At 33.8% G+C, this 21,326-nt stretch carries 24 protein-coding genes; 13 read left to right on the top strand and 11 right to left on the bottom strand.

Features of this window, described 5'->3' with window-relative positions; translation table 11 throughout:
• Positions 1 to 128 precede the first annotated feature (128 nt).
• From HYN56_RS17140 to HYN56_RS17125, 4 genes are all read right to left on the bottom strand, one after another.
• Positions 129 to 719 carry a globin family protein gene (locus tag HYN56_RS17140; protein ID WP_091490987.1) on the bottom strand — a complete coding sequence of 197 codons (591 nt, stop codon included), beginning with the start codon at positions 717 to 719 and terminating at the stop codon, positions 129 to 131.
• 20 nt (positions 720 to 739) lie between these two features.
• Positions 740 to 1,174, bottom strand: a complete 435-nt coding sequence (locus HYN56_RS17135) for a hypothetical protein (RefSeq protein ID WP_109193293.1) — start codon at positions 1,172 to 1,174, stop codon at positions 740 to 742.
• A gap of 130 nt (positions 1,175 to 1,304) precedes the next feature.
• The gene (locus tag HYN56_RS17130; RefSeq protein ID WP_109193292.1) at positions 1,305 to 2,144 is read right to left on the bottom strand and encodes a DUF5777 family beta-barrel protein; all 840 of its coding nucleotides are present in this window, start codon (positions 2,142 to 2,144) and stop codon (positions 1,305 to 1,307) included.
• Positions 2,145 to 2,171: 27 nt separating this feature from the next.
• Positions 2,172 to 2,561, bottom strand: coding sequence for a hypothetical protein (locus HYN56_RS17125; RefSeq protein ID WP_109193291.1), 390 nt, complete (start codon positions 2,559 to 2,561; stop codon positions 2,172 to 2,174).
• 171 nt (positions 2,562 to 2,732) lie between these two features.
• Here HYN56_RS17125 and HYN56_RS17120 point away from each other — a divergent pair, with 171 nt between their 5' ends.
• The 8 genes from HYN56_RS17120 (at position 2,733) to HYN56_RS17085 (ending at position 8,826) form a co-directional block, all read left to right on the top strand.
• Positions 2,733 to 3,101 (top strand): hypothetical protein, encoded by a 369-nt coding sequence (locus HYN56_RS17120; protein ID WP_109193290.1) that lies wholly within the window; start codon positions 2,733 to 2,735, stop codon positions 3,099 to 3,101.
• A gap of 14 nt (positions 3,102 to 3,115) precedes the next feature.
• Entirely contained in the window at positions 3,116 to 3,655 is a 540-nt protein-coding gene (locus HYN56_RS17115; RefSeq protein WP_109194851.1) for a YceI family protein, read from the top strand.
• 46 nt (positions 3,656 to 3,701) lie between these two features.
• Positions 3,702 to 4,253 (top strand): YceI family protein, encoded by a 552-nt coding sequence (locus HYN56_RS17110; protein WP_109193289.1) that lies wholly within the window; start codon positions 3,702 to 3,704, stop codon positions 4,251 to 4,253.
• Between the two features lie 48 nt (positions 4,254 to 4,301).
• Positions 4,302 to 5,192: an AraC family transcriptional regulator gene (locus tag HYN56_RS17105; RefSeq protein WP_109193288.1), complete on the top strand. Its 891-nt coding sequence runs from the start codon at positions 4,302 to 4,304 to the stop codon at positions 5,190 to 5,192.
• 79 nt (positions 5,193 to 5,271) lie between these two features.
• Positions 5,272 to 6,285: a ferrochelatase gene (gene hemH, locus HYN56_RS17100; protein ID WP_109193287.1), complete on the top strand. Its 1,014-nt coding sequence runs from the start codon at positions 5,272 to 5,274 to the stop codon at positions 6,283 to 6,285.
• Between the two features lie 148 nt (positions 6,286 to 6,433).
• Positions 6,434 to 6,988 carry a fasciclin domain-containing protein gene (locus tag HYN56_RS17095; protein WP_109193286.1) on the top strand — a complete coding sequence of 185 codons (555 nt, stop codon included), beginning with the start codon at positions 6,434 to 6,436 and terminating at the stop codon, positions 6,986 to 6,988.
• Positions 6,989 to 7,729: 741 nt separating this feature from the next.
• Entirely contained in the window at positions 7,730 to 8,305 is a 576-nt protein-coding gene (locus HYN56_RS17090) for a Crp/Fnr family transcriptional regulator (protein WP_026729722.1), read from the top strand.
• 68 nt (positions 8,306 to 8,373) lie between these two features.
• Positions 8,374 to 8,826 carry a carboxymuconolactone decarboxylase family protein gene (locus HYN56_RS17085; RefSeq protein WP_109193285.1) on the top strand — a complete coding sequence of 151 codons (453 nt, stop codon included), beginning with the start codon at positions 8,374 to 8,376 and terminating at the stop codon, positions 8,824 to 8,826.
• Between the two features lie 602 nt (positions 8,827 to 9,428).
• Here the strand turns inward: HYN56_RS17085 and HYN56_RS17080 are convergent.
• The 6 genes from HYN56_RS17080 to HYN56_RS17055 all read right to left on the bottom strand — a co-directional run bounded on the left by HYN56_RS17080 (position 9,429) and on the right by HYN56_RS17055 (position 14,646).
• Positions 9,429 to 10,511, bottom strand: coding sequence for an alpha/beta hydrolase (locus tag HYN56_RS17080; RefSeq protein WP_394336247.1), 1,083 nt, complete (start codon positions 10,509 to 10,511; stop codon positions 9,429 to 9,431).
• A gap of 12 nt (positions 10,512 to 10,523) precedes the next feature.
• The gene (locus HYN56_RS17075; RefSeq protein WP_109194849.1) at positions 10,524 to 11,003 is read right to left on the bottom strand and encodes a cyclophilin-like fold protein; all 480 of its coding nucleotides are present in this window, start codon (positions 11,001 to 11,003) and stop codon (positions 10,524 to 10,526) included.
• Between the two features lie 16 nt (positions 11,004 to 11,019).
• Positions 11,020 to 11,610: a DapH/DapD/GlmU-related protein gene (locus HYN56_RS17070; protein ID WP_109193284.1), complete on the bottom strand. Its 591-nt coding sequence runs from the start codon at positions 11,608 to 11,610 to the stop codon at positions 11,020 to 11,022.
• Positions 11,611 to 11,695: 85 nt separating this feature from the next.
• Positions 11,696 to 12,574, bottom strand: coding sequence for a helix-turn-helix domain-containing protein (locus tag HYN56_RS17065; protein WP_109193283.1), 879 nt, complete (start codon positions 12,572 to 12,574; stop codon positions 11,696 to 11,698).
• A 430-nt stretch (positions 12,575 to 13,004) separates the two neighbouring features.
• Positions 13,005 to 13,169 carry a PTS sugar transporter subunit IIBC gene (locus tag HYN56_RS17060; protein WP_109193282.1) on the bottom strand — a complete coding sequence of 55 codons (165 nt, stop codon included), beginning with the start codon at positions 13,167 to 13,169 and terminating at the stop codon, positions 13,005 to 13,007.
• Positions 13,156 to 14,646, bottom strand: a complete 1,491-nt coding sequence (locus tag HYN56_RS17055) for a recombinase family protein (RefSeq protein WP_109193281.1) — start codon at positions 14,644 to 14,646, stop codon at positions 13,156 to 13,158. Before HYN56_RS17055 ends, HYN56_RS17060 begins: the two co-directional genes overlap by 14 nt.
• A gap of 228 nt (positions 14,647 to 14,874) precedes the next feature.
• Here HYN56_RS17055 and HYN56_RS17050 point away from each other — a divergent pair, with 228 nt between their 5' ends.
• Together HYN56_RS17050 and HYN56_RS17045 are read left to right on the top strand one after the other, a co-directional pair.
• Entirely contained in the window at positions 14,875 to 15,681 is an 807-nt protein-coding gene (locus tag HYN56_RS17050; RefSeq protein WP_109193280.1) for a DUF4238 domain-containing protein, read from the top strand.
• The gene (locus HYN56_RS17045) at positions 15,682 to 15,942 is read left to right on the top strand and encodes a PepSY-associated TM helix domain-containing protein (protein ID WP_240622575.1); all 261 of its coding nucleotides are present in this window, start codon (positions 15,682 to 15,684) and stop codon (positions 15,940 to 15,942) included.
• 69 nt (positions 15,943 to 16,011) lie between these two features.
• Here the strand turns inward: HYN56_RS17045 and HYN56_RS17040 are convergent, their stop codons facing one another.
• Entirely contained in the window at positions 16,012 to 17,037 is a 1,026-nt protein-coding gene (locus tag HYN56_RS17040; protein ID WP_109193279.1) for a hypothetical protein, read from the bottom strand.
• A gap of 200 nt (positions 17,038 to 17,237) precedes the next feature.
• Here HYN56_RS17040 and HYN56_RS17035 point away from each other — a divergent pair, with 200 nt between their 5' ends.
• Genes HYN56_RS17035 through HYN56_RS17025 form a run of 3 tightly spaced genes read left to right on the top strand, consistent with a single transcriptional unit; the run spans position 17,238 to position 21,238 of the window.
• A complete protein-coding gene (locus HYN56_RS17035) occupies positions 17,238 to 17,753 on the top strand; it encodes an RNA polymerase sigma factor (RefSeq protein ID WP_109193278.1) in 516 nt (171 codons plus the stop codon).
• 50 nt (positions 17,754 to 17,803) lie between these two features.
• Positions 17,804 to 18,703 carry a FecR family protein gene (locus tag HYN56_RS17030; RefSeq protein ID WP_109193277.1) on the top strand — a complete coding sequence of 300 codons (900 nt, stop codon included), beginning with the start codon at positions 17,804 to 17,806 and terminating at the stop codon, positions 18,701 to 18,703.
• 27 nt (positions 18,704 to 18,730) lie between these two features.
• Complete coding sequence (locus tag HYN56_RS17025) at positions 18,731 to 21,238, top strand: TonB-dependent receptor (protein WP_240622574.1); 2,508 nt, start codon at positions 18,731 to 18,733, stop codon at positions 21,236 to 21,238.
• Positions 21,239 to 21,326 lie beyond the last annotated feature (88 nt).

The following is a 21,326-nucleotide window of genomic DNA, read 5'->3' as shown; positions in this document are numbered from 1 at the left end:
AACTGCGGTTTTAGATAATTTCCAGGAATTATAAAGCTAACTAACAGGTTTTGAAAAATATTTATATACTTCAAATAGTATTGAAATATAAAACGCTGCCTTTTTCAGGCAGCGTTTTGAGAAGAAATTTATTTTTGAACTATAGGAGTTCTCAATGATTCTAAAACAGCAACAATATCAGTATAAAGTTCTGTATTCGAAGCAACGCCATTCGCATTGGCCGCAGCTCCAACATATCCTTCAAATTTCGTATAATCTGCATTGCTTGATTTTGTTCCCATACGAGGATTTTTTGCGGGATCATGCGCAGCCGACATACTCAAACCAGAATATGTATTTACAGCATTGGTACCTCCGGTATTAAACGAAAAGAAATCAGTAAGGTTATCTGATAATTTAGCAATATTGGTAGACTGGGTAGTTCCAGTTTCTGCTAATAAAGGGGCAAAATGTGCCTGCAGATTACCCGACGCGTTCGATTGGATATCAGCAACAATCAATCCGATAGTTGAATTTACCACTTTGCGGAAACTCAAACGCCCCTGCTCGATCATCTGGCCGGAATTATCAGGATCAGAAACCATTTTAGTTCCGCCTAAACGCTCGTAGATAGAAGCCTTAACCGGTGCTGGGGTTTCGTCGTCATTACTGCTGCAGGAAATCATAGCTGCCGATGCAGCAATTAGTACACTAAGTGTAAGTTTTGAATAAACTTTCATAAATTTAAAGTATTAAAGGGTTAATTAAAAAAACGATTTATCTTTTGAGACAGTTTATAGCTCAAACTATTTTGATTCATTGGGCAGACTTCTTTGTCTGCTAAATTTGCCGGTAAAATATAGCGCTGCGCATCGTAACGTCCTTTAGCCATCAACTCGTTGAAAACTTTCTCCGAGTTTGTAATTTTATTATTGTGGAAATACACCACAACATTTCTTTTAACGATGATAGAGTCTGATGTCAGGCCTTTTATGCTTCTAAGGTCGGCACAAATTTTTCTGGCCTGCAGAGAATCAATATCTGATTTAAAATCGATTCTGCTTACTTGGAGATTTGGGGTGTCATAAACGGGCGGTTTGGCCGTTATAATGTGAAAAAGCAAAATCGCGGCAAACAGTACAAATATGCCGCTCAGAATTAAAAGTCCTTTTTTGATTATTTTATTAGTCTTCATAATTTTTTTATGGTTTTAAAATTATCTACGTGTACTTTAGAGCTGCGGTTTTAGAAATAATAGAAAATCGATTAATTTAGAATCATTTTAAATACAGAAATTACCTAATAATTTAATTATAAAGTAGATACTAGAAAACCCTGGCAAGATTAAATCCAAAAAATATATCTCCTTTTGTCCAGTCGCCAGTGGTTCTTCCTAGATATCCAGCCTCATCAATTGCCTGTGAACTGGTAAAATGCATCTGGAAAACATGTCCGCCCGTTTCCAGATCAAAACCAATAGACAGCGGATTTTTATAAAGTGAATTTGGCGCTCTGTTTAAATGCGCCGCATAATCCATATTTAAGGACCAGCGCTTAGCGAATTTATACCTCCCTCCAAATCCTATGGCATATTGGGAATTGCTTTGATCTACATCTTCAACAAAATTTTGATGAAAGAATGACGGCACAATTTCTAAAGACAGCTTTTCAGAAAATTTTCTTGAAATCAGCAGCTGCGCAACATAAGTCAGCCTGTCTTTAAATTGAAGTTTCGGATACAGACTTTCTTTTAATGTGTTATTAATAGATAAACTATTAAAACCGGCAATAGTAACAGGAAAGCCGTCTTTTATTTGAGGAAACAGCATATATTTTGTTGCAAAGTCATAAGCAAATTCACTTCTGGCGGCACTTACGTTGAGTCCATTTGTTAGACCGTAAATAAATTTAATCTGCGTATTGGCATTATCCAGTCCATAGAAACCTTCAAAGCCATCTTTAATAGAGCCGAATCGGTGTGCAACAACAAAATACAAATCGCCTTTTGCTGCCAATTTTGTAGATTCGAGATTAACGATTTTTAAGGCTTTGAATGCAGATGTCACTTTTTCTTTTGCAGAAGGAGTTTCTACCCCGGACAATAAATCGGTTTGGGAGAAGGTTAACAGCGGAAATAAAAAAAATAATAGGATAAAGTTTTTCATGAGGTTAGTTTTAAATTGTTATTTGTATTAGTGTACAACTGAAGATTGGTCTATTTTAAATTCCTGGAGCAGTTCGTCATATCCTAAAAAACGCCCTTTAATTTTTAGGGTTTTCCCGGATATAATATTTTGCGGCAAACGGTCTTTGAATGTCACAAATACTTTTTCGCCCATAACAATACCATTGCCGGCTTTATCGATACTGGTTACCCGTGCAGATAGTTCAATTGTTTTGTCCTGATATTTGATGTAAGCCAGAGAGTCGTTTGAGGTAAACTCTCTCTCCAGTCCGCTGACCGTTACAGCATAATCGGCAGTTTCCGATTCTATATCCCTATGTCCTTTGTAGAGGTAGAGGTACGTTGAAATTCCGATTATTATAAAAAGGAAAATTGTAATTAGTATTTTTTTTCTCATAACTGGTTTTTAGTATTTCAAATTATCTACGTTAAAAAATACCTATTGGATTTAAAACATTAAATATGCCTCTTGCCAAATCTGTATTATTCTTTTCAACGTATATGATTTTGAAATGCCTGATGATCCTTAAAAAAAACATGCATTTATTTATAACTAAAAACCAATCTTATGAATTTAAAAACCCTTCTGGCCATCTCATCATTAGCTTCAATCTTTGTAAGTTGTGCCAACGATGATCCAAGTACTTTAATTGACTCTACACCAATTAATGGTTTGGCAACATACAACCAAAATGTAAAATCTATTATTGATAATAACTGTGTTGTATGCCATGCGGCAGTTCCTAAAAATGGCGCGCCAATGTCTTTAGTTACTTATGAACAGGTGAAAAATGCAGTTTTAAATAGAGGACTGCTGACACGAATTTCTTTAGAAAATGGAGATAGTTCCTTAATGCCGCAAGGTGGACCAAGATTGCCTCAAGCTACTATCGACATTATAAAAAAATGGAATCAGGATGGATTATTAGAAAAATAATCTATAACAGCAACATGAAGAAAATCATAATAATGCCAATGCTATTGGCTTCTTTTATTGTTTTTTCACAGGAAAAAATAGTAACTAAATCTGCAACAATAACTCTGGAAGCTTCAGTACCTTCTTTTCAGCCGGTTGCAGGAACTAACAGCAATGTAACTTTTGTTTTGAATCCCGCAACTGGAGAAGTGGCAAGTCTGGCTTTAATGAAAGGATTTGAATTTGAAATGGCATTGATGGAAGAACATTTTAATGAAAATTACATGGAAACCAATAAGTATCCAAAAGCTATTTTTAGAGGGCAAATAGAAGGATTCGACATTAAAAATCTAACTGAAGATTATAAAGATTACACCATAAAAGGAAAATTAGAAGTGCATGGAAAATCCAAGGATATAAGTGCCGATGCAAAAATTACAAGATCGGGTTCCAGAGTCACCCTTATATCTGATTTTGAAATAAATGCAAGTGATTTTAACATTCCGATTCCAGCGCTTATTAAATATAAACTGGATAATAAAGTCAAAATTCAAATTATTGCAGTTTTAAAATAAGACTGCGCAAAACAGGATGATTTTATAAAAAAATAAAGGCGAAATAATGAAAAAAACAATACTTATTGCAATGCTGTGTCTTTGCGCCATTGGCGTATCACAAGAAAAAATGGTCAGTAAATCGGCAAAAGTCATTTTTGAAGCTTCCGTTCCTTCTTTTGAAGAAGTTAAAGCAGTGAATCGGAATGTTACTTTTGTTTTGAATCCAGCAACAGGAGAGATTGCAAGTTTAGCCCTGATGAAAGGTTTCCAGTTTAAGGTTGCCTTAATGGAAGAACACTTCAATGAAAATTACATCGAAAGTGACCAATATCCAAAAGCCATATTTAAAGGAAAGATAGAAGGATTTGATCTTCAAAGCCTAAGCGCAGATGCTAAGGATTTTATCATTAAAGGCAAATTACAACTCCACGGTAAATCCAGGGATATAAATACTGATGCAAAGATAAGCAGATCACCATCAGGGGTCAGCATTTCATGTAATTTCAGCGTAAATGCCAGTGATTTTAATATCGAAATCCCAAATTTGGTTAAAAGCAAGCTTTCCAATAAAATAAATATCCAGTTTGCCGCAGTTTTAGAAGCCAATAAACAATAACCAGCTGGAAACTATCTCGAAAAGTCAATAATTTTTTATATCAAAAAAATGGAGGAAGAAATACAAATTGAGGACGGCCTTACCCTTATCCGTTTCCAGAACGACAGCTCAGAATCTTTTTCTGCACAGCACGAAATAGGTGCCGGCCTGATACAGTTTCATTTCGCACTAAAAGGCAATGCATTTTTTTTGTCCAGTCAGGATCATTGCACATTAGAATTGAAAGAGGAAAAATCACTGATTTTGTGCAATCTGCAGCATCAGTCATTGCTTAAGTTAGAACTTTCTCCAAATTCATGGATGATTTCTGTTATTGTTTCGATTAATAAATTTCACTCGTTATTTTCCGTTCAAGCAGATTATATTTCTATTTTAAGCCCCGATAAGAAGAAAAAAAAGTATTATACCGAAGGGTACATCAGTCCTGCTATGGCTGTTGTTTTGAGCCAGCTGTTTCATTACAGCCTTCATCCTTCCCTAAAGAACCTTTATTATAAAGGAAAAGCATATGAATTATTGAGTCTGTATTTCAATAAAATGGAAGATCCAAACGCAGTGCAATGTCCATTTTTGACTGATGAAGATAACGTGCTGAAAATCAAAAAAGCCAGAGAAATACTTATCGCCAATATGGCCGAACCGCCAGGACTGCAGCAGCTGGCAGATGAAATTGGGCTGAATATGAAAAAATTAAAAACAGGCTTCAAACAAATTTATGGTGATACGGTATACGGTTTTCTGTTTGACTACAAAATGGATTTCGCCTTAAAACTATTGGACAGCGGTTCTTACAATGTAAATGAAGTCGGGCTGAAAATAGGATACAGCACCGGAAGCCACTTTATTGCGGGATTCAAGAAAAAATTTTCCACAACCCCAAAAAGATATATAATGTCCATTAATACCAATCATAAAAACAGTTTCGCTTTTATAGATTAAGGCATAAATAAAAATATATTTGATTAATTTTAAGAAGCAACAAGTAATGAGTTTGAGGAAAATTAAAACAAAAACGATAATGAAAGGCGTATTATTAGTAAATTTGGGATCTCCCGAAAGTCCCGCACCAAAAGATGTTAAACCGTATTTAGATGAATTTTTAATGGATAAATACGTGATCGATGTTCCGTATTTATTGAGAGTTTTATTGGTTCGCGGCATTATTTTAAGAAAAAGGCCAGAAGAATCTGCGCACGCTTATGCGAAAATCTGGTGGGAAGAAGGTTCTCCATTAGTTGTTCTTTCAGAAAGAATGCAGAAAAAAGTACAGACTTTAGTAAATGTACCGGTTGAACTTGCAATGCGTTACGGAAGCATGACAATCGAGAAAGGACTCCAGCAATTGCATGATAAAGGCGTTACTGAAGTACTGCTTTTTCCGCTGTATCCGCAATATGCAATGGCTTCGACTTTGACTATTTTGGTAAAGGCCGAAGAAATCCGCAAGAAGAAATTCCCGCACATTACATTTACTGATGTTCCGGCATTTTATAACAAACCGGATTACATCAAGAATTTGGCAGATTCAATTCAAAAACATTTAGTTGGTTTTGAATATGATCATTTGTTGTTTTCTTATCACGGAATTCCAGAGCGTCACATTCGCAAAACCGACGTTACAAAATCACATTGTAAAATTGACGGTTCTTGTTGCAGTGCGCCATCTCCGGCACACGATTTCTGTTATCGTCACCAATGTTACGAAACAACAAGGCAAGTTGTAAAATTATTAGGGCTTCCCGAAGATAAATACAGTCTGACATTTCAATCGCGTTTGGCGGGAGATAAATGGTTAGAGCCTTATACTGATATTGAAATTGACAAAATGCCGGCAAAAGGAATTAAAAATCTGGCTGTTGTAACACCTGCTTTCGTTTCGGATTGTTTAGAAACGCTCGAAGAAATCGCCATGCGCGCCAAAGAAGATTTTGAGAAAAATGGAGGGGAAAATTTCCTGGCTATTCCCTGTTTGAATGACGACCAGAAGTGGTGCCAGACTGTTAGCAACTGGATTAATGAGTGGGCTGAATAATGCTAAAATAACAATAGGGAATATTGGAGCTTTCATTATTAATATATCAATTCGCCTCTTGTATTCATTTTAATTTATTTTTTTACCTCTTTTAAAACCAAAAAGAATATTAAAGCGTAAATGACTTTATAACTTAAAAAAAGTAATTATGAAAACTAGAAAATTTTTAGCAGCAGCAATCCTGGCATTAGGATTTGGATTGACATCATTTGCACAAAAAACAGTAATGGTTGGTGGAGCAGCTATGTATCCTAATAAAAATATTATAGAAAATGCGGTAAACTCAAAGGATCATACCACCTTGGTAGCAGCAGTAAAAGCAGCAGGATTAGTTGAAACTTTACAAGGTAAAGGCCCATTTACTGTTTTTGCACCAACAAATGAAGCATTTAGTAAATTGCCGGCTGGAACTGTTGAAACATTATTGAAACCTGAGAATATTAAATCATTACAAACTATATTGACATATCATGTAGTGGCCGGTAAAATGAATAGTTCTGATATTGCAAAAGCAATAAAAGCTGGTAAAGGAAAAGCTTCTTTAAAAACAGTTAGCGGCGGAACTCTAACTGCCTGGATGGATGGAAAAGATTTGTACATTAGTGACGAAAGTGGCAATAAAGCTAAAGTTACAATTTCAGATGTAAATCAATCTAATGGTGTCATACATGTAGTGGACGCAGTACTGCTTCCAAAAATGTAGTTTGCTGAAAATAAATTACAATTAAGCCCTGAAATTTCAGGGCTTTTTATATAATTACTATGCGACAAAATAGTAATAGTCAATTGTATTAGAGATTTTGATTACCATTTTATTGCCAGCTCAAAACTTTAAATATAAGGAATTGATATCTTTTTTTTGCAAAAGATTAAGGCTGTCTCTTTTTATTTTTGGTAAAATAATACATAAAACTAAATATATTTTTGCTTCAATCCCCAACAGTACATCTAAACCAAAACTCTAAAGCCAATGAAAGACAAACATTACATGTAGTAAGCCAATTTCTTCAAATCATCCAAAAAAAATGTTGAAATTTGTCCCGTCGGGGTCACTCAGCCAGATGGCGCCAATTGAAGACAATTGGCGCCATTTTTTCATTTACACTAATAAATACGGTGGCTTTGAGTCATTTTTGCTTTTATTTTCTTTCTCTAAAATAATAGAAAAATTGCTTCAGCGTGTATATTTAGATGAAAAATAATACAAATAGTTAATTTATCATTCGATAACTTAACAGGATTCGAACCCCCAGAATATTATAGAAATTGACTCTATATAATCTCCAAATTGCTTTCAATTACTATTTAATGACAAATAATGAAATCTGATTTCAAAACGTATTTAAGTATATTATTGCTATATTTGCTTAAGAGCCTGCCAGCGATGCCATTCCGATTAAAAAAGCTGGCCGAACAGTCAAAACCAATATGTCATTTACTCCAGATGTCCAATATACTCAAAAACCATATAGCCAAATTTGCACAGGTATCAGACAATGACTTTGAGCAAATCAAAAAATTCTTCGACATAAAACAAACGTGTAAAAAAGAGAACCTGCTAAAGGAGGGACAGATCTGCCGTCATCATTATTTTGTTTTGGACGGCCTGCTTAGAAAGTTTTATATTAACGAGAAAGGTACCGAACAAACCACGGAATTTGCCATAGAAACATGGTGGCTTACCGATAACTTTGCCTACGAGAACCAGCTCGCGACAGAATTTTATATTCAGGCAGTAGAGAAATCAACATTGCTTTACATCACTTTGGAGAAGCAGCAGAAGCTACTGGAAGAGTTTCCGGTAATGGAGCGCTATTTCCGTTTTGTCTACCAGAGGGCTTATGCAGCCGCACAGAAACGCATCAAATTTCTTTTCTCGTTCTCTAAGGAAGAGTTTTATTTCCAGGCAGTCAGAAACCACCCCGAATTCATCCAGCGTGTTCCCCAATACCTCATCGCTTCCTATCTAGGATTCACGCCCGAATACTTGAGCGAAATACGCAAAAGGCTTCTTTCTTAAACCAGTTTAAGTTTTTTCCTTTCCCTATTATTGAATTTTGCATTGAACAATTTTAAAAGAATAATACAATGCAAAAACGACTTAACATTAAGCAGGCCGCTCCGGATGCACTAAAAGCGATGATAGGACTTGAAAGCTACCTTTCAAAAATTTCCATATCCAAGACAGCCAAAGAACTCATAAAGATACGTGCCTCGCAGATCAACGGCTGTGCCTACTGCATCAACATCCACACTCAGGACGCCGTTAAAAACGGCGAGTCAAACCAGCGCATTTTTCTCTTGAGTGCTTGGAGAGAAGCTGGGGACATTTTTACAGAAGAGGAAAAAGTGGTGCTCGCGGTAACTGAAGAGATAACATTAATTCATGAGAACGGATTAACGGATGAAACCTATACAAAGGCCTTACAGTATTTCAGTGAAAGCCAGATAGCAGATATAATAACGGCCATCATAACAATCAATCTTTGGAACAGGGTTGTTCTCAGTACCCATCTCCGAATAGGAGAAAGTCTTGCATAACTTGCAAAAAACTAGTTTAATTACGATGCATCCAAAAGTTTAGAATTATAATTAAATTTGAAGACAATAAGCCCGATTTGTTTCGGGCTTATTGCTTTTACGAAAAACTCATTTAAAAGCACCAATTAGGATAGAAATGCTCCAGTGGAACAACAATCAAATAATTCATACAGCCAAAGAAAGACAATCCTGCCTTAACTTAAACAATCTTTTAAAATCCTGCATAAATTTTGTAAATTTATATATCAGTTTAATGCGATGGATCAATTGAGTTTTTACAATTTTTGCATCAATCCTACTCAGGACATCCGAACCAATTTTTTAACGCCAATGAAAGACAGACATTACATATAGAAAGCCAATCTCTTCAAATCATCCAAAAATGATGTTGAAATTTGTCCTGTCCCCGTCACAAAGCCAAATGGCGCCAATTGAATTCAATTGGCGCCTTTTTTCATATACCCTATTAATAAAGTTAGTTTGGATCAAGACGAAAACCTCAACTCAAGGTTTTCTGAACAAAAAAAAACAATTGACTTTGGAGATTTATAATTTGCTTTCAGCACCCTATTTGACTTTGTGTCAAATCGCCATCTAATATATTATTTCAAATTATTATTAAAGAAACTTTTTAACTTATCAAAAGGAATCACATCCACTTTGTCATACAAATCAACGTGAACCGCATTTGGAACAATTATTAATTCTTTTGGTTCATTTGCCACTTTAAAAATGTCTTCACTAAAATATCTTGAGTGCGCATTTTCTCCTGCAATTAAAAGCATTGGTCTTGGCGAAATTTCTTTTACATAAGTTAGTATTGGCATATTCATAAAAGATATCGGATTGGTTACCAGCCAAGATCCATTTGAGTTCACAGAATTAACTTGAAAACCACGCTGTGTTCTATAATAATCAAAATATTCTTTTACAAATTGCGGTTCATCGCCTTTCAATTTTTCCGGTAAATTTCTTGGACCATCTGCCCGTTTTCCATTTTCGGCATCTTTCCAACGCTGCTGACCTAAAGCTTCCAATGTTTTACTTCTCTGTTCCGGAGTTACAGAATCATTATATCCTTTTGATATTACTCTGGTCATATCATACAAACTTGTAGCAGCAACGGCTTTTACTCGTTTATCAATAGCAGTTGCATTTAAAGCAAACCCGCCAAAACCACAAATCCCGATGATACCAATTTTATTTCTATCCACCTTTTTTTGTAATCCTAAAAAATCAACCGCAGCACTGAAATCTTCTGTATTGATTTCCGGAGATGCTAAATTTCGTGGTTCGCCTCCACTTTCACCTGTATAGGATGGGTCGAAAGCCAAAGCTATAAAACCACGTTCTGCCATTTGGTTGGCATATAATCCAGATGATTGTTGTTTCACAGCTCCAAACGGTCCACTGATTGCTAATGTAGACAATTTTTCATCTCCTACATTTTTCGGAAGGTATAAATCGCCACTTAATGTAATGCCGTAACGGTTTTTGAAGCTCACTTTTTGACGTATTACTTTGTCACTAAGTTGGAATGTATAATGTTCTTTTGATGTATTCATTTTTTCTAAATCTGATTTTACTTTTTGTGCAAATATTTGCCCTGTTATCAGGAATAATATTGCGATTGCGAATGCTTTTTTCATTTTATTCTGAATCGTTTCCAATTTTATATTTTTCATAATGATTTGATTTTAATTATTTTCAAATTTCACTACTACATTTCCCGCACCCAATTCAGTAGCTAGTCCTGCAGGATTGTCAATATATCCAAGTTTTGTATAACTATAGGAAGTGTTGAAACTTTTATAAAAAAGCACCAACACATTGTTTCCGTAAAGCGTTAAATCGCCTACCTTTATACCTCCTCCAACTGAAGTATTTGTTGGAAGCGGTCTAGGGAAATCGTAATACTTCTCATTACCATTTAGTTCGGTCATATTTATGGTAAGTGGAAGCATTGCTTTCAATACAGCTACACTTGGGTTGTCATACAATGTTGCTGTAAAAACTGCTGTACCAATTGTAATTTTCATTTTAGTTGTTGAATTATTATTATTTCCATTCTCATTATTTTGTTTTGGTAGCGCTTCATTGTCATTACTACAACTTGCATTGCAAAAAGAGAAAGCGAAAAGAATAGTGATAATTGTTACTAAAGATTTCAGTTTCATAATTATCTCTTTAAGGTTAAACATTTTTAATGAATTTTGCAGGAATACCACCAACGATGGTATTGTCGGGAACATCTTTAGAAACTACTGCTCCTGCTGCGACAACTGCATTTTCTCCAATTGTTACGCCAGGCAAAATAGTAGCATTGGCACCAATCCATGCATTTTTTTTGATGACTATTGGTTTTCCAGCTAGTCCTTTTCTATCCTCAGGGTTTAATGGGTGATTTTCGGTAATGAGACTGACTTTTGGGCCAATTAAAACGTCGTCTTCAATGGTAATTCCGCCTAATGCCAAAAAGGTGCAGTCAAAATTGATGAATACGTTTTTACCAATTGTAATGTGTTTTCCACAATTGATATAAATAGGAGTAAATACGTCAACATCCTGAAGTTCTTTATCTAAAATCCTGCTTAGTATCTGCGTAATTTCTTCAGGATTTGAAGAATTGTTCATCTGAGTTAGTAATGCTTTCACAGCGAATACTTCTTCTCTCAATCTACCTATTTGCGAATCATTAGGAAGTATGGTTTCACCCGCCAAAAGCCTCTCAAAAATATCTTTTTGAAATGGCACAGCATCGGAAATAGAATTTGGATCTGACATAATATTTGAATTAAATAACCAGATACAAAGGTAAGACTGCCTTTATGCAAGGCAATAACGATTATCAAACCAAAGATTAAGAAATTCAAACTTCCAATAGACGAAATGCGGAAGGATTAGTGCCGGTATTTTTTTTGAAGAAATTATTGAAGTAAGTAGGATAATCAAACCCAAGTGCATAACCGATTTCAGAAACACTCCAATCAGTATGGAGCAATAGAGCTTTGGCTTCTGTTATAATCCGCTCTGTAATATGAGCTGTTGTTGATTTTCCGGTTACTTCTTTTACGGCTCGATTCAGGTAATTGACATGCACATTCAAATGTTGGGCATAATATTGGGCTGTTCTTAATTGAAGTGGTTTGGAAGTAGTTTCAATTGGAAATTGTCTTTCCAATAATTCCAAAAATACAGAGGACAATCTGGAAGATGCATTCTTATTTCGTTCGAAATTTTCAGAAGGTTCCATCTTCAAAGATTCATGTATAATGAGACTGATATAATTGCGAATCAGCTCATCTTTAAAAACATAATCACTTTCCTGTTCCGCAATCATTTTATGAAAAATGGTATTAAGAAAAACTCTTTGTTCTTCTGTGATTTTCAAAACTGGTGTTCCACCAATTTTAAAAAAAGAAGATTGCTGCAGACTTTCAGAACGTTCTGAGTTCTTAAAAAACTCTTCTGAAAACAAAATAGTATATCCAATATAAGTCGTAGAAATTGTTTCCCAAGAATATGGAATGTGCGGATTTCCAAAAAAGAGAATTGTACCTTCCTGCTCATAGGTTTTATCAGAATAATGAATCTTGCTTTTACCTGTTGTCAAGCAGATTTTATAAAATTCTTTTCTGCTGTAAGTTCTGGTTTCGGCACCATCATCTTCTATCTGAAATGCTTTAAATCCTTGCAGTTTCAGTTCATTATTAAACTTAGAAACTTCTCTTATTATCTTCTCTTTCATTTTACAAAGTTAAGAAATTCAAACCTGTTTAAAATGCTCTAATCTCAATTTTCATCCAAAACACTCTAACTGCAAGAAACGATACTGCAATTCTTTAATTTCTATTGCTTAATTTTTCAATCAATCCCCAACAGGACATTCAAACCATATTCTTTAAGCCAATCAAAGACAGACCCTAAATATAATTAGCCAATTTCCTCAAATCATCCAAAAAAAATGTTGAAATTTGTCCCGTCGATCACTTAAAGAGACAACTAGCAAATAGTTGTCTCTTTTTTTATGCCCTAATACGTAGATTTTTCAAGCCTTCACAGCATAATATTTGTGGTTCGATTTTTTCACAAGAAATTCTTAGTCTGTTTGAAATAAACAGTCTTAAAGTGGCGCTATCAGAGATTTAATCGAAGCTGAACGACGGTTCGAAATCCCGTTAAGGATATAGGATTTTTTTCTCTTTTGGTTTATCGTAATTTTTTGATACTAAATACAGTAATTCCAAAATAATTTTAGCTTCCTTCTCATCTACCTGAATGCCGTTTTTGGAAAGAATAATAACGGCTTTCTCTATTGAAACATTCTTCTCAATGAAATTCATTTTTTCTATTGTTTTTTCGGTTTCTCTTTTTTGATAATATTTTTAAAAATGCTTTATTTAAGTCTAAAGTTAGATCTCCTGTTTTATAATCAACATTATTGGGTGGAATAAGATTAACAAGATGTCTTTTATCTGAAGCCTCAAATTCAGAAAATCTTTGAAAGATTTCAACTAATGCTTTTTCTTCTATTTGATTTTTTCTATCAATCCCTTTTAATTTAACGGCAATATCCTGCACTTCCTTTTTAAGATTTTTAGTGCTGACTTGATTCTCTTTTCTTAATTGGTTGTAGTCATCAATTTTTAATATTCCAGCTATAAATAATTTTCTGCCTCGAGAAAGGGTCAGCTCCTCCTCATTTATTTTCCTCTCCAATACCTTTTGGGTGCATAAATAACTTGCTTTCTGTGTTTTTATATTCTGATCTTCCAAAACTTTTTTAAATAATTCAACTGCATTCTTTGAGAGCATTAATTCTCGAAGCTTGTTATAATAGCAGTCATTAAGGAATAATGCATTTATTCTTGTTCTACATCCATTATGACAATGATAATATGGATAGTTTTCTGATCTGCCTTTTGAAACACTTCCGCAAAGTTTTCGATTACAAACAGGGCATATTAAAAAACTTCTAAGAAAAAATAATGATTGTAAATCATCTTTCTTGGCAGTAATTCTTCTTCTTGTATTAATAACGGACTGAACCTGATTAAACAATGACTCAGAAATCAATGGTTCGTGTAATGCTTTTACCACTCCCTCATTACCAGAGTCAAGTGTTACCGGTATAAGCCCGCAATAAACAGGATTATGTAAAATCCTGAAAAAGTGTGATCTTGAGCATACCAATCCTTTCTCATTGACTATTTTAATGATTTTGGATATTTTATGATCGTTCCTCGCAACTTGATAAAAAGCCCATTTTATAATTTCGGCTTCAGGCTCTTTAGGAGCAATACCTTTCCTACCATCCATCATTGTCAAATTGATAAATCCTAATGGTGCCTTACTAGGATGTCTACCCATCAGCTTCGCCCGACGAATACCATTTGAAGTGTTTTGAGCCCTTCTCGCATTTTCTGCTTCCGGAACAGCCAAATACACAGCCAGCATTACTGTGCTTTCCGGCACAGAAAAATCAATTGGCTGATCAATAGCCTTTGCTGTTGTTTTGTATTTCCGGAGCTTTCCAATCATTTCGTAGGCATATTCAACATTGCGGCTGAATCGATCCCATTTGATAAATAATATATTTTTGTCTTCGCCTGAGGATTTTTTTTTGATTTCTGAAAACAATCGGTTCCATTCTGGCCTATTGAAATTCTTGGCTGAGTAATCTTCGCGGTAAATTCCTTTGACTTCGATATCGTAATATTTACAATACTTCAATAGTCTGTCCTCCTGTTCTGGCAGGGAGTATCCTTTTCTTTTTTGTTCGTCCGTACTTACACGAACGTATAAATAGGCTGATTTCATATAATAATATATTGGTTAGATTTACTACTTAATATTTTTATACATTAACTTATTAATAAAAAAGTTATCATGTTGTTCTAGTAAAACGCTATACATAATAAAAATATATACAACCCATTAAAATTCAATAGCTTTTCTTTTTAAAATGATATCGTATTCACAGCTTTTAATTACTAAATTTAAGCAAAGCATAACAATAGTTATTCTGTTTTATAAAGAGAATGCAAAATGGCACAAAAAAAACAAATTCCGAAAATACAGCACTTCGTACCACAATTTTTCCAGCGTTTCTTCTCCTTTGAGAATAATGGAAAAACCATCGGCATGTTCGAGACTAATAGGAATGTTTTTAAAAGTCATGTAAAAATATCCTCGCATCTAGGCAGAAAACATTTTTATGGAAGTGATGGCGAGCTTGAAGAGTGGCTTGCAAAGCTCGAATCAGATTCTGCGCCAATCTTTAGAGAAATGTGGGAAGGAGAAAAACTGCCTATTCCACAAAGTCCTAATCATTCTAAAATGTTGCATTTCCTGATTATTTTGGATCTTCGAAATTCTATTCATTTCAAAATTCTAAAAAACTTTGAGCAAAAACTTCCAAATACTAAATCCAAAATCAGTGAAGGTAATGTTTCTACCGATATGATTCCAGGATTACAGGAACAACAATCCGATAAAGGCAAACTGAATTTGCTAAAGTCTGCCGAACTACTGGTGCCAGATCTTTTAGGTCTGAAATATAAGCTCATTAAAAATAAAACCTCAAATCCTTTTATTATTTCGGATAATCCGCTTGTCATGTATAATCAGTTTTTAGAAAAAAGAAACTGGAAGTTTGGCAGCCAGAGAGATTTTGGATTAAAAGGACTGCAGCTTTTCCTGCCACTAAATGATTCATATATGTTAGCTATATATGATTCTGATATATATAAGCTCGGAAATAAAAAAGAACAGATAGTATGGCGCCAATTGAATTCAATTGGCGCCATTTTTTATTTGGTGAGGAGGAATCGAAAGGTATCGAAATTGATTTGAATGGAAATATCACACGATAAGGAAGATACACAGATCAGAATCCCTTCTGATACCATAAACAGTATTATGGTTATTAAATTGAATCTTGAAAAATCTATTCCAAATATTTCAAGTATGGCTTATTTTGACAAATACACGGGTAAACTTTTGAAAATAAGACCTTATGAATCCTTTAGCAATGGCGATAAAATACGACGCTTAATTTACCCAATTCACACAGGAAATATCTATGGTTATCCAACAAAAATTTTACCTTTTTAGTTTGCTTATTTGCTGCAACATTACCCATTACAGGACTTCTTATTGGTAGGGAAGAAAGAAAAAAAGCCGTTAGTGTTTTTTCTGAAAGTAAAGATAATTTGTCGTTGTACCTTCATCTCGCAATCTTATCTGAGAATTATTAAATTCAAAAAGCTTCCAGTTAAAATTTAATTTAGAAAGCACTCCAGTACTAAAACTTATCTTTACTTCTGTAACTCCGCTTTGGACTGAACTTTCCCACTGTCCCGTTTCCGAAACTCCATTTTTGGTGGCAACTACAGATTGATCGGTTTTAAATACAAATGTATAATCACTGTAATTTGAAGTCCTAACAGTACCGTCATAAAAATAGGGAATTTCCCAAGAATCTTTTGTGATGGTTGTAGAAAAATCTAGTGTCACAAGATTATTTTCTGGGCAATAATCTATGGCATATTTAATAGCATTTTCGAAATCCTGATTATTTGAAATCGTTTTTATCTGATTATTGTAATCAGCAATTGTGATAGGATATTTTAAAGATATGTACTGGCTTTCATTTAAATTTTTAATGAAATTAAAAAAGGCCTGGTCACTTACTATCGATTGAGAACTGCCTGCTTGATTCGCGCTGTTATAGATGTTAATTGTTATCGGATAATTGATATTCAGACCGTTGATTTTAGATAAAAGATCTGGATAAAGATTCCAGTAATCGATTAAAGAATCAAAATCTGCCTGATTTGGAATAAGTTTTTCGATGTAATTGTAGTATACCATCGTTACAGGAAAATCTATTTTTACAATATCATCATCATAATTGCTTGCGTTGATATTATCCAAAACTTTCTGATAATCAGCTGTGGTATTTACTGCAATCTGTTCATTATTTACTGAAACAGTATAGGGGAGTTTTATGGTGCAGTAGCTCGATCCGTCGATCATATTATCTTGTACAGTTCTAACCATAGCAACTCTTTGCAGATAAGTAGTGAGCGGAGAAACAGTAGTAATTGTCCCCTGCGAATTATTGTTTTGTTCGTCTATTTCACTTTGACAAGAAAACAATAACAACAGGAAAACTGCGATTGATAAATATTTTTTCAAAAGGAACATATTTATGTTTTTACAAAGGTAAATAAATTTTAAAAGAAACTATTTTTTAATGAACCAACATCAAAAGGTTCATAATTTTCATCTATACTAAATTATCAAAATCCAATAGCATTTTATTCTTCTATAAAACAATCATCTTTACTTTTACCCTACTTACATTAAAAACAAATACTTTTGCGCTTTACAAACTGAAACTCTAAATGCCAGATAAAAACCAATCTAATACCTGCGATGAAATCATTTTTTCGTCTTTCTTCAAAAGTCATGTAAAAGCACTTCGGAATTTTCTTTTTTACAAATTTGGAAACGCAGAACAAGCAGAAGATGTAACTCAGGAAGCATTTGTAAAGCTTTGGCAGAATTGTGCTTCTGTACCTTTAGAAAAAGCAAAATCATACCTTTATACGATTGCAAACAACAGCAGTCTTAATCAAATTGCACACCAAAAAGTAGTTTTGAAATATGAAAAAAACTTCAGCGGTTTAGACAAAACAAACGAAAATCCCGAATATCTCTTGGAGGAAAAACAATTTCAAGCCAAACTTTTAAAAGCAATCGAAAACTTAAACGAAAAACAGCGCACCGCCTTTTTGATGCACAGAATTGACGGAAAAAAATACAGCGAAATCGCCATAGAGCTCAACATTAGCGTAAAGGCTGTGGAAAAACGCATTCATTTGGCTCTGTTAAGCTTACGTAAAGAAATTGATTTATAAAAAGTAGGGTAAATTTAGTTCTAATTGTTTTAATTAAATAATACGATAAAATGAAAAAAAATCGCTTATTAGCAAAATGGCTCAACGACGATTTGTCTCCGGACGAATTGGCTGAATTTGAGGCAAGCCCCGATTTTGAAAAATACCAAAAGATAAAAAATTATACCGCTCATCTTGAAACAGGTGATTTGGATGAAAATGCTATGCTGTCTAACATTTTAAGCCAGAAAAAAACAGTAACAAAAGTAGTTCCGCTTTACAAAAAATGGGCATTTAAAGCTGCCGCCATATTTGTGCTGGCTCTCGGAATTACATTTGCGATGAAAGTTTTTGTCCCTCAAACCGAAACTGCCGATTTTGGAAAAAAGACTGCTTTTTCATTACCCGATAATTCTGAAGTGGTTTTAAATTCAGGTTCTGAAATACACTATAAAAAGTGGAATTGGGATAAAAACAGACATCTTGAACTAAAAGGAGAAGCTTATTTTAAAGTCGCAAAAGGCAGAAAATTTGAAGTACAAACGAATCTCGGAAAAGTAACCGTTTTAGGAACACAATTTAACGTTAAAGCCAGAAAAAATAGGTTCGACGTTGTGTGCTATGAAGGTCGTGTCAAAGTAAATTATAACAACATTCAAGTTTTATTAACTCACGGGCAGAGCGTTCGTTTTGAAAATGGAAAACAGATTCAAAGAACTGTAAATGCATTACAACCAGAATGGATGAACGATCAGATTTGTTTTTATAAAGAAAATATCAGAAGCCTTCTTGATGAAGTAGAAAGACAATATAATATTAAGATTGAACTAAATACAAAAGATACTATCTCCTTGTTTACAGGTAAATTACCGGCAAAAAATCTAAATACAGCTTTGCAGATTATTAGTACAACGTATCATTTGGAGGCTAAAAAAGTATCTGACAACAAAATAATTTTTGACGAAAAATAAATGTTCCGCCCCAAACAATTTCATTTTTTGTTTTTTCTCTTTTTTCTTGCCCTGAATCTTTTTGCTCAGGACAAAGGAAAAGTGATGCCCATTAAAAAAATAATAATTGATATTGAAGAACAGCATGGTGTAAGTTTTAATTATACCGAAGATAATATTGAAGGTCTCCAATTAAATCCTCCAAAAAAATCACTTTCATTAGAACAAAAACTAGAATATTTAAGAAAAAGAACTCATTTATCTTTTGAAAACATAGGAAACAAGTTCATCAATATCTATAAAAAGAACAATGAAAGTTCTATAATTTGCGGCTATGTTTTTTCCAGCATCGATAAAAAACCTATTGAGAATGCTAATGTTAGTTTAAATAATAAAACTCACATTACAACTGATTCCGAAGGTTATTTTGAATTCAGTAAAGAAGATAAAAACCCTTTTATAATTAGTCATGTTGGTTTTGCCTCAAAGAGAATTACGGCAGGAAATCCAGACGCTAAAAATTGTCTTCAAATTGTATTACAACCTGAAATTACAGAATTGCGCGAAATTAAAACCAATGCCATTTTAGCTTCGGGTATTTCTAAAAACACCGATGGATCTCTTGAAATTAAGCCCAAAAAATTTGGAATTCTTCCCGGTCTTATTGAACCCGATGCGTTACAGACTATGCAGCAGATTCCGGGCGTAAACAGTCTCGATGAAAGTGTCTCAAGTATTAATGTTCGCGGTGGCACGCACGATCAGAATTTATTTTTGTGGAATGGAATACGAATGTTTCAAACGGGACATTTTTTTGGTTTAATATCTGTTTTTAATCCAAATCTTGGACATACGATTTCCATCTATAAAAACGGAAGTTCTGCTTTTTACGGAGAAAGCGTTTCAAGCGTAGTCGCGATTTCTTCTACGCCAGAAAAAGCAGAAAAAAACTCATTCAGCGCGGGAATCAACATGATTAATGCTGATGTTTATGGAAAGTATAATCTTTCTAAAAAAAGTTATATAGAAATTTCGGCGCGCAAATCGATTACTGATTTTGTAGAAACTCCTACTTATAAAGAATATTTCAATAAAGTATTTCAAAACACTACCATAACAGATTTTTCGCAGAACCAAAATCTTAATTATAAAAGCGATAAAAAATTTGGTTTTTATGATGCTACCATAAAATATGCTCAAAAAATAGGAATTAAAGATCAAATAGTACTGGATTTAATAACCATAAAAGATAACTTGGAAGTTACTAAAAGTGCTGTTTCATACAATATAAATAAAGCACAAAACAATATTTTACGCCAGCAGAATTATGGCGGAAATTTGTCTTGGAGAAGAAACTGGAATAACTTCAACACCATCAAAATTAATGTTTACAATTCTTCGTATGAACTTCTAGCCGATCAGAAGTCAATTTATGAAAACCAGATTGTTATTCAAGAAAATACAGTCAACAATAATGGCGTGAATCTAGAAAACAATCATATTTTAAACTCTAAATTTAGTTTCAGCGATGGCTATCAATTTAATGAAATTGGTATTACTAATTTAGAACAGGTAACTAATCCTGATTTTTATCGTAAAGTAAAAGACGTTTTAAGAACACACGCTTTAATTTTAGAAGGAAAATATAACGATACCATTTCTCGAGTATACTTTAAGGGCGGAATGCGGCTTAATTATATTGAAAAATTCAAAAAATATATTGCAGAACCTAGAGTTCAATTGGGTTACGGACTTAATAAAAGTGTGACTTTTGAATTTCTCGGCGAACTCAAAAGCCAAAATTCCCAGCAGATTATTGATCTTCAGAAAGATTATTTCGGCATAGAAAAAAGACGCTGGATTATCTCCAATAATGGCACAATTCCTATTCAAAAGAGCAGACAGTTATCCTTAAACTTGTTTTATAAAAAAAACGACTGGCTTTTGGATATCGAAAACTTTTATAAAAAAGTAACGGGAATAATCACTCCTAGTCAAGGTTTCCAGAATCAGCTGGAATTTGTTAGAACTACAGGTGGTTATGAAATCTGGGGAACAGAAATGTTGGTTCAGAAAAAAATAAATCACTTTCTTACGTGGTTGAGTTATACTTACAATCAAAACAATTATAATTTTCCGAATTATGAATACTCTCGTTTTCCAAACAACTTTGAGTTGACACACACTTTGTCGTGGGCGGCAATTTATGAGAAAAACAATTTCAAGATTGCTTTAGGAACAAAATGGACTTCTGGAAGACCAAAAACATCTCCAAATTTATCTCAAATTGATCTTTCTGATCCTGTACTGGTTTACAACAAACCAAACGACAGTAATCTGAATATGTTTTCTCAGGTTAATCTTTCGTCAACTTATAAATGGGAAACCGCAGACGGAATTCAATACAAAATAGGAATCTCAATCCTAAATATTCTTAACAGAAGAAATGAAATCAGCGAATATTATAGAATTAATTCTTTAACCAATTCTATAGAAGAAGTTGATACTTTTTCATTGCAAAGAACTCCAAATCTGAGCTTTAGAGTTTCATTTTAATATCGTTTCTACAAAAGATTTTAAAGCTCTCATTCTTCCTTTTTACTTTTTTTTCAAAAAATTACAATTCTTTGGTAGGGTAATCTAC

The sequence above is a fragment of the Flavobacterium crocinum genome, from assembly GCF_003122385.1.
GTDB classification, from domain to species: Bacteria; Bacteroidota; Bacteroidia; order Flavobacteriales; family Flavobacteriaceae; genus Flavobacterium; species Flavobacterium crocinum.
Note: the sequence above shows the minus strand (reverse complement) of the source record. Positions and strands in the feature narration are given on the sequence as shown.

What these genes read in the sequence shown, in the direction of transcription:
- HYN56_RS17070 (WP_109193284.1), bottom strand. Translation starts at nt 11,610, where the DNA reads ATGTCAGATCCAAATTCTATTTCCGATGCTGTGCCATTTCAAAAAGAT.
- HYN56_RS17080 (WP_394336247.1), bottom strand. Translation starts at nt 10,511, where the DNA reads ATGAAAAATATAAAATTGGAAACGATTCAGAATAAAATGAAAAAAGCA.
- HYN56_RS17065 (WP_109193283.1), bottom strand. Translation starts at nt 12,574, where the DNA reads ATGAAAGAGAAGATAATAAGAGAAGTTTCTAAGTTTAATAATGAACTG.
- HYN56_RS17120 (WP_109193290.1), top strand. Translation starts at nt 2,733, where the DNA reads ATGAATTTAAAAACCCTTCTGGCCATCTCATCATTAGCTTCAATCTTT.
- HYN56_RS17125 (WP_109193291.1), bottom strand. Translation starts at nt 2,561, where the DNA reads ATGAGAAAAAAAATACTAATTACAATTTTCCTTTTTATAATAATCGGA.
- HYN56_RS17105 (WP_109193288.1), top strand. Translation starts at nt 4,302, where the DNA reads ATGGAGGAAGAAATACAAATTGAGGACGGCCTTACCCTTATCCGTTTC.
- HYN56_RS17130 (WP_109193292.1), bottom strand. Translation starts at nt 2,144, where the DNA reads ATGAAAAACTTTATCCTATTATTTTTTTTATTTCCGCTGTTAACCTTC.
- HYN56_RS17090 (WP_026729722.1), top strand. Translation starts at nt 7,730, where the DNA reads ATGTCCAATATACTCAAAAACCATATAGCCAAATTTGCACAGGTATCA.
- HYN56_RS17110 (WP_109193289.1), top strand. Translation starts at nt 3,702, where the DNA reads ATGAAAAAAACAATACTTATTGCAATGCTGTGTCTTTGCGCCATTGGC.
- HYN56_RS17035 (WP_109193278.1), top strand. Translation starts at nt 17,238, where the DNA reads ATGCCAGATAAAAACCAATCTAATACCTGCGATGAAATCATTTTTTCG.
- HYN56_RS17045 (WP_240622575.1), top strand. Translation starts at nt 15,682, where the DNA reads ATGGAAATATCACACGATAAGGAAGATACACAGATCAGAATCCCTTCT.
- HYN56_RS17075 (WP_109194849.1), bottom strand. Translation starts at nt 11,003, where the DNA reads ATGAAACTGAAATCTTTAGTAACAATTATCACTATTCTTTTCGCTTTC.
- HYN56_RS17040 (WP_109193279.1), bottom strand. Translation starts at nt 17,037, where the DNA reads ATGTTCCTTTTGAAAAAATATTTATCAATCGCAGTTTTCCTGTTGTTA.
- HYN56_RS17030 (WP_109193277.1), top strand. Translation starts at nt 17,804, where the DNA reads ATGAAAAAAAATCGCTTATTAGCAAAATGGCTCAACGACGATTTGTCT.
- HYN56_RS17140 (WP_091490987.1), bottom strand. Translation starts at nt 719, where the DNA reads ATGAAAGTTTATTCAAAACTTACACTTAGTGTACTAATTGCTGCATCG.
- HYN56_RS17115 (WP_109194851.1), top strand. Translation starts at nt 3,116, where the DNA reads ATGAAGAAAATCATAATAATGCCAATGCTATTGGCTTCTTTTATTGTT.
- HYN56_RS17050 (WP_109193280.1), top strand. Translation starts at nt 14,875, where the DNA reads ATGGCACAAAAAAAACAAATTCCGAAAATACAGCACTTCGTACCACAA.
- HYN56_RS17135 (WP_109193293.1), bottom strand. Translation starts at nt 1,174, where the DNA reads ATGAAGACTAATAAAATAATCAAAAAAGGACTTTTAATTCTGAGCGGC.
- HYN56_RS17060 (WP_109193282.1), bottom strand. Translation starts at nt 13,169, where the DNA reads ATGAATTTCATTGAGAAGAATGTTTCAATAGAGAAAGCCGTTATTATT.
- HYN56_RS17085 (WP_109193285.1), top strand. Translation starts at nt 8,374, where the DNA reads ATGCAAAAACGACTTAACATTAAGCAGGCCGCTCCGGATGCACTAAAA.
- hemH (WP_109193287.1), top strand. Translation starts at nt 5,272, where the DNA reads ATGAAAGGCGTATTATTAGTAAATTTGGGATCTCCCGAAAGTCCCGCA.
- HYN56_RS17055 (WP_109193281.1), bottom strand. Translation starts at nt 14,646, where the DNA reads ATGAAATCAGCCTATTTATACGTTCGTGTAAGTACGGACGAACAAAAA.
- HYN56_RS17095 (WP_109193286.1), top strand. Translation starts at nt 6,434, where the DNA reads ATGAAAACTAGAAAATTTTTAGCAGCAGCAATCCTGGCATTAGGATTT.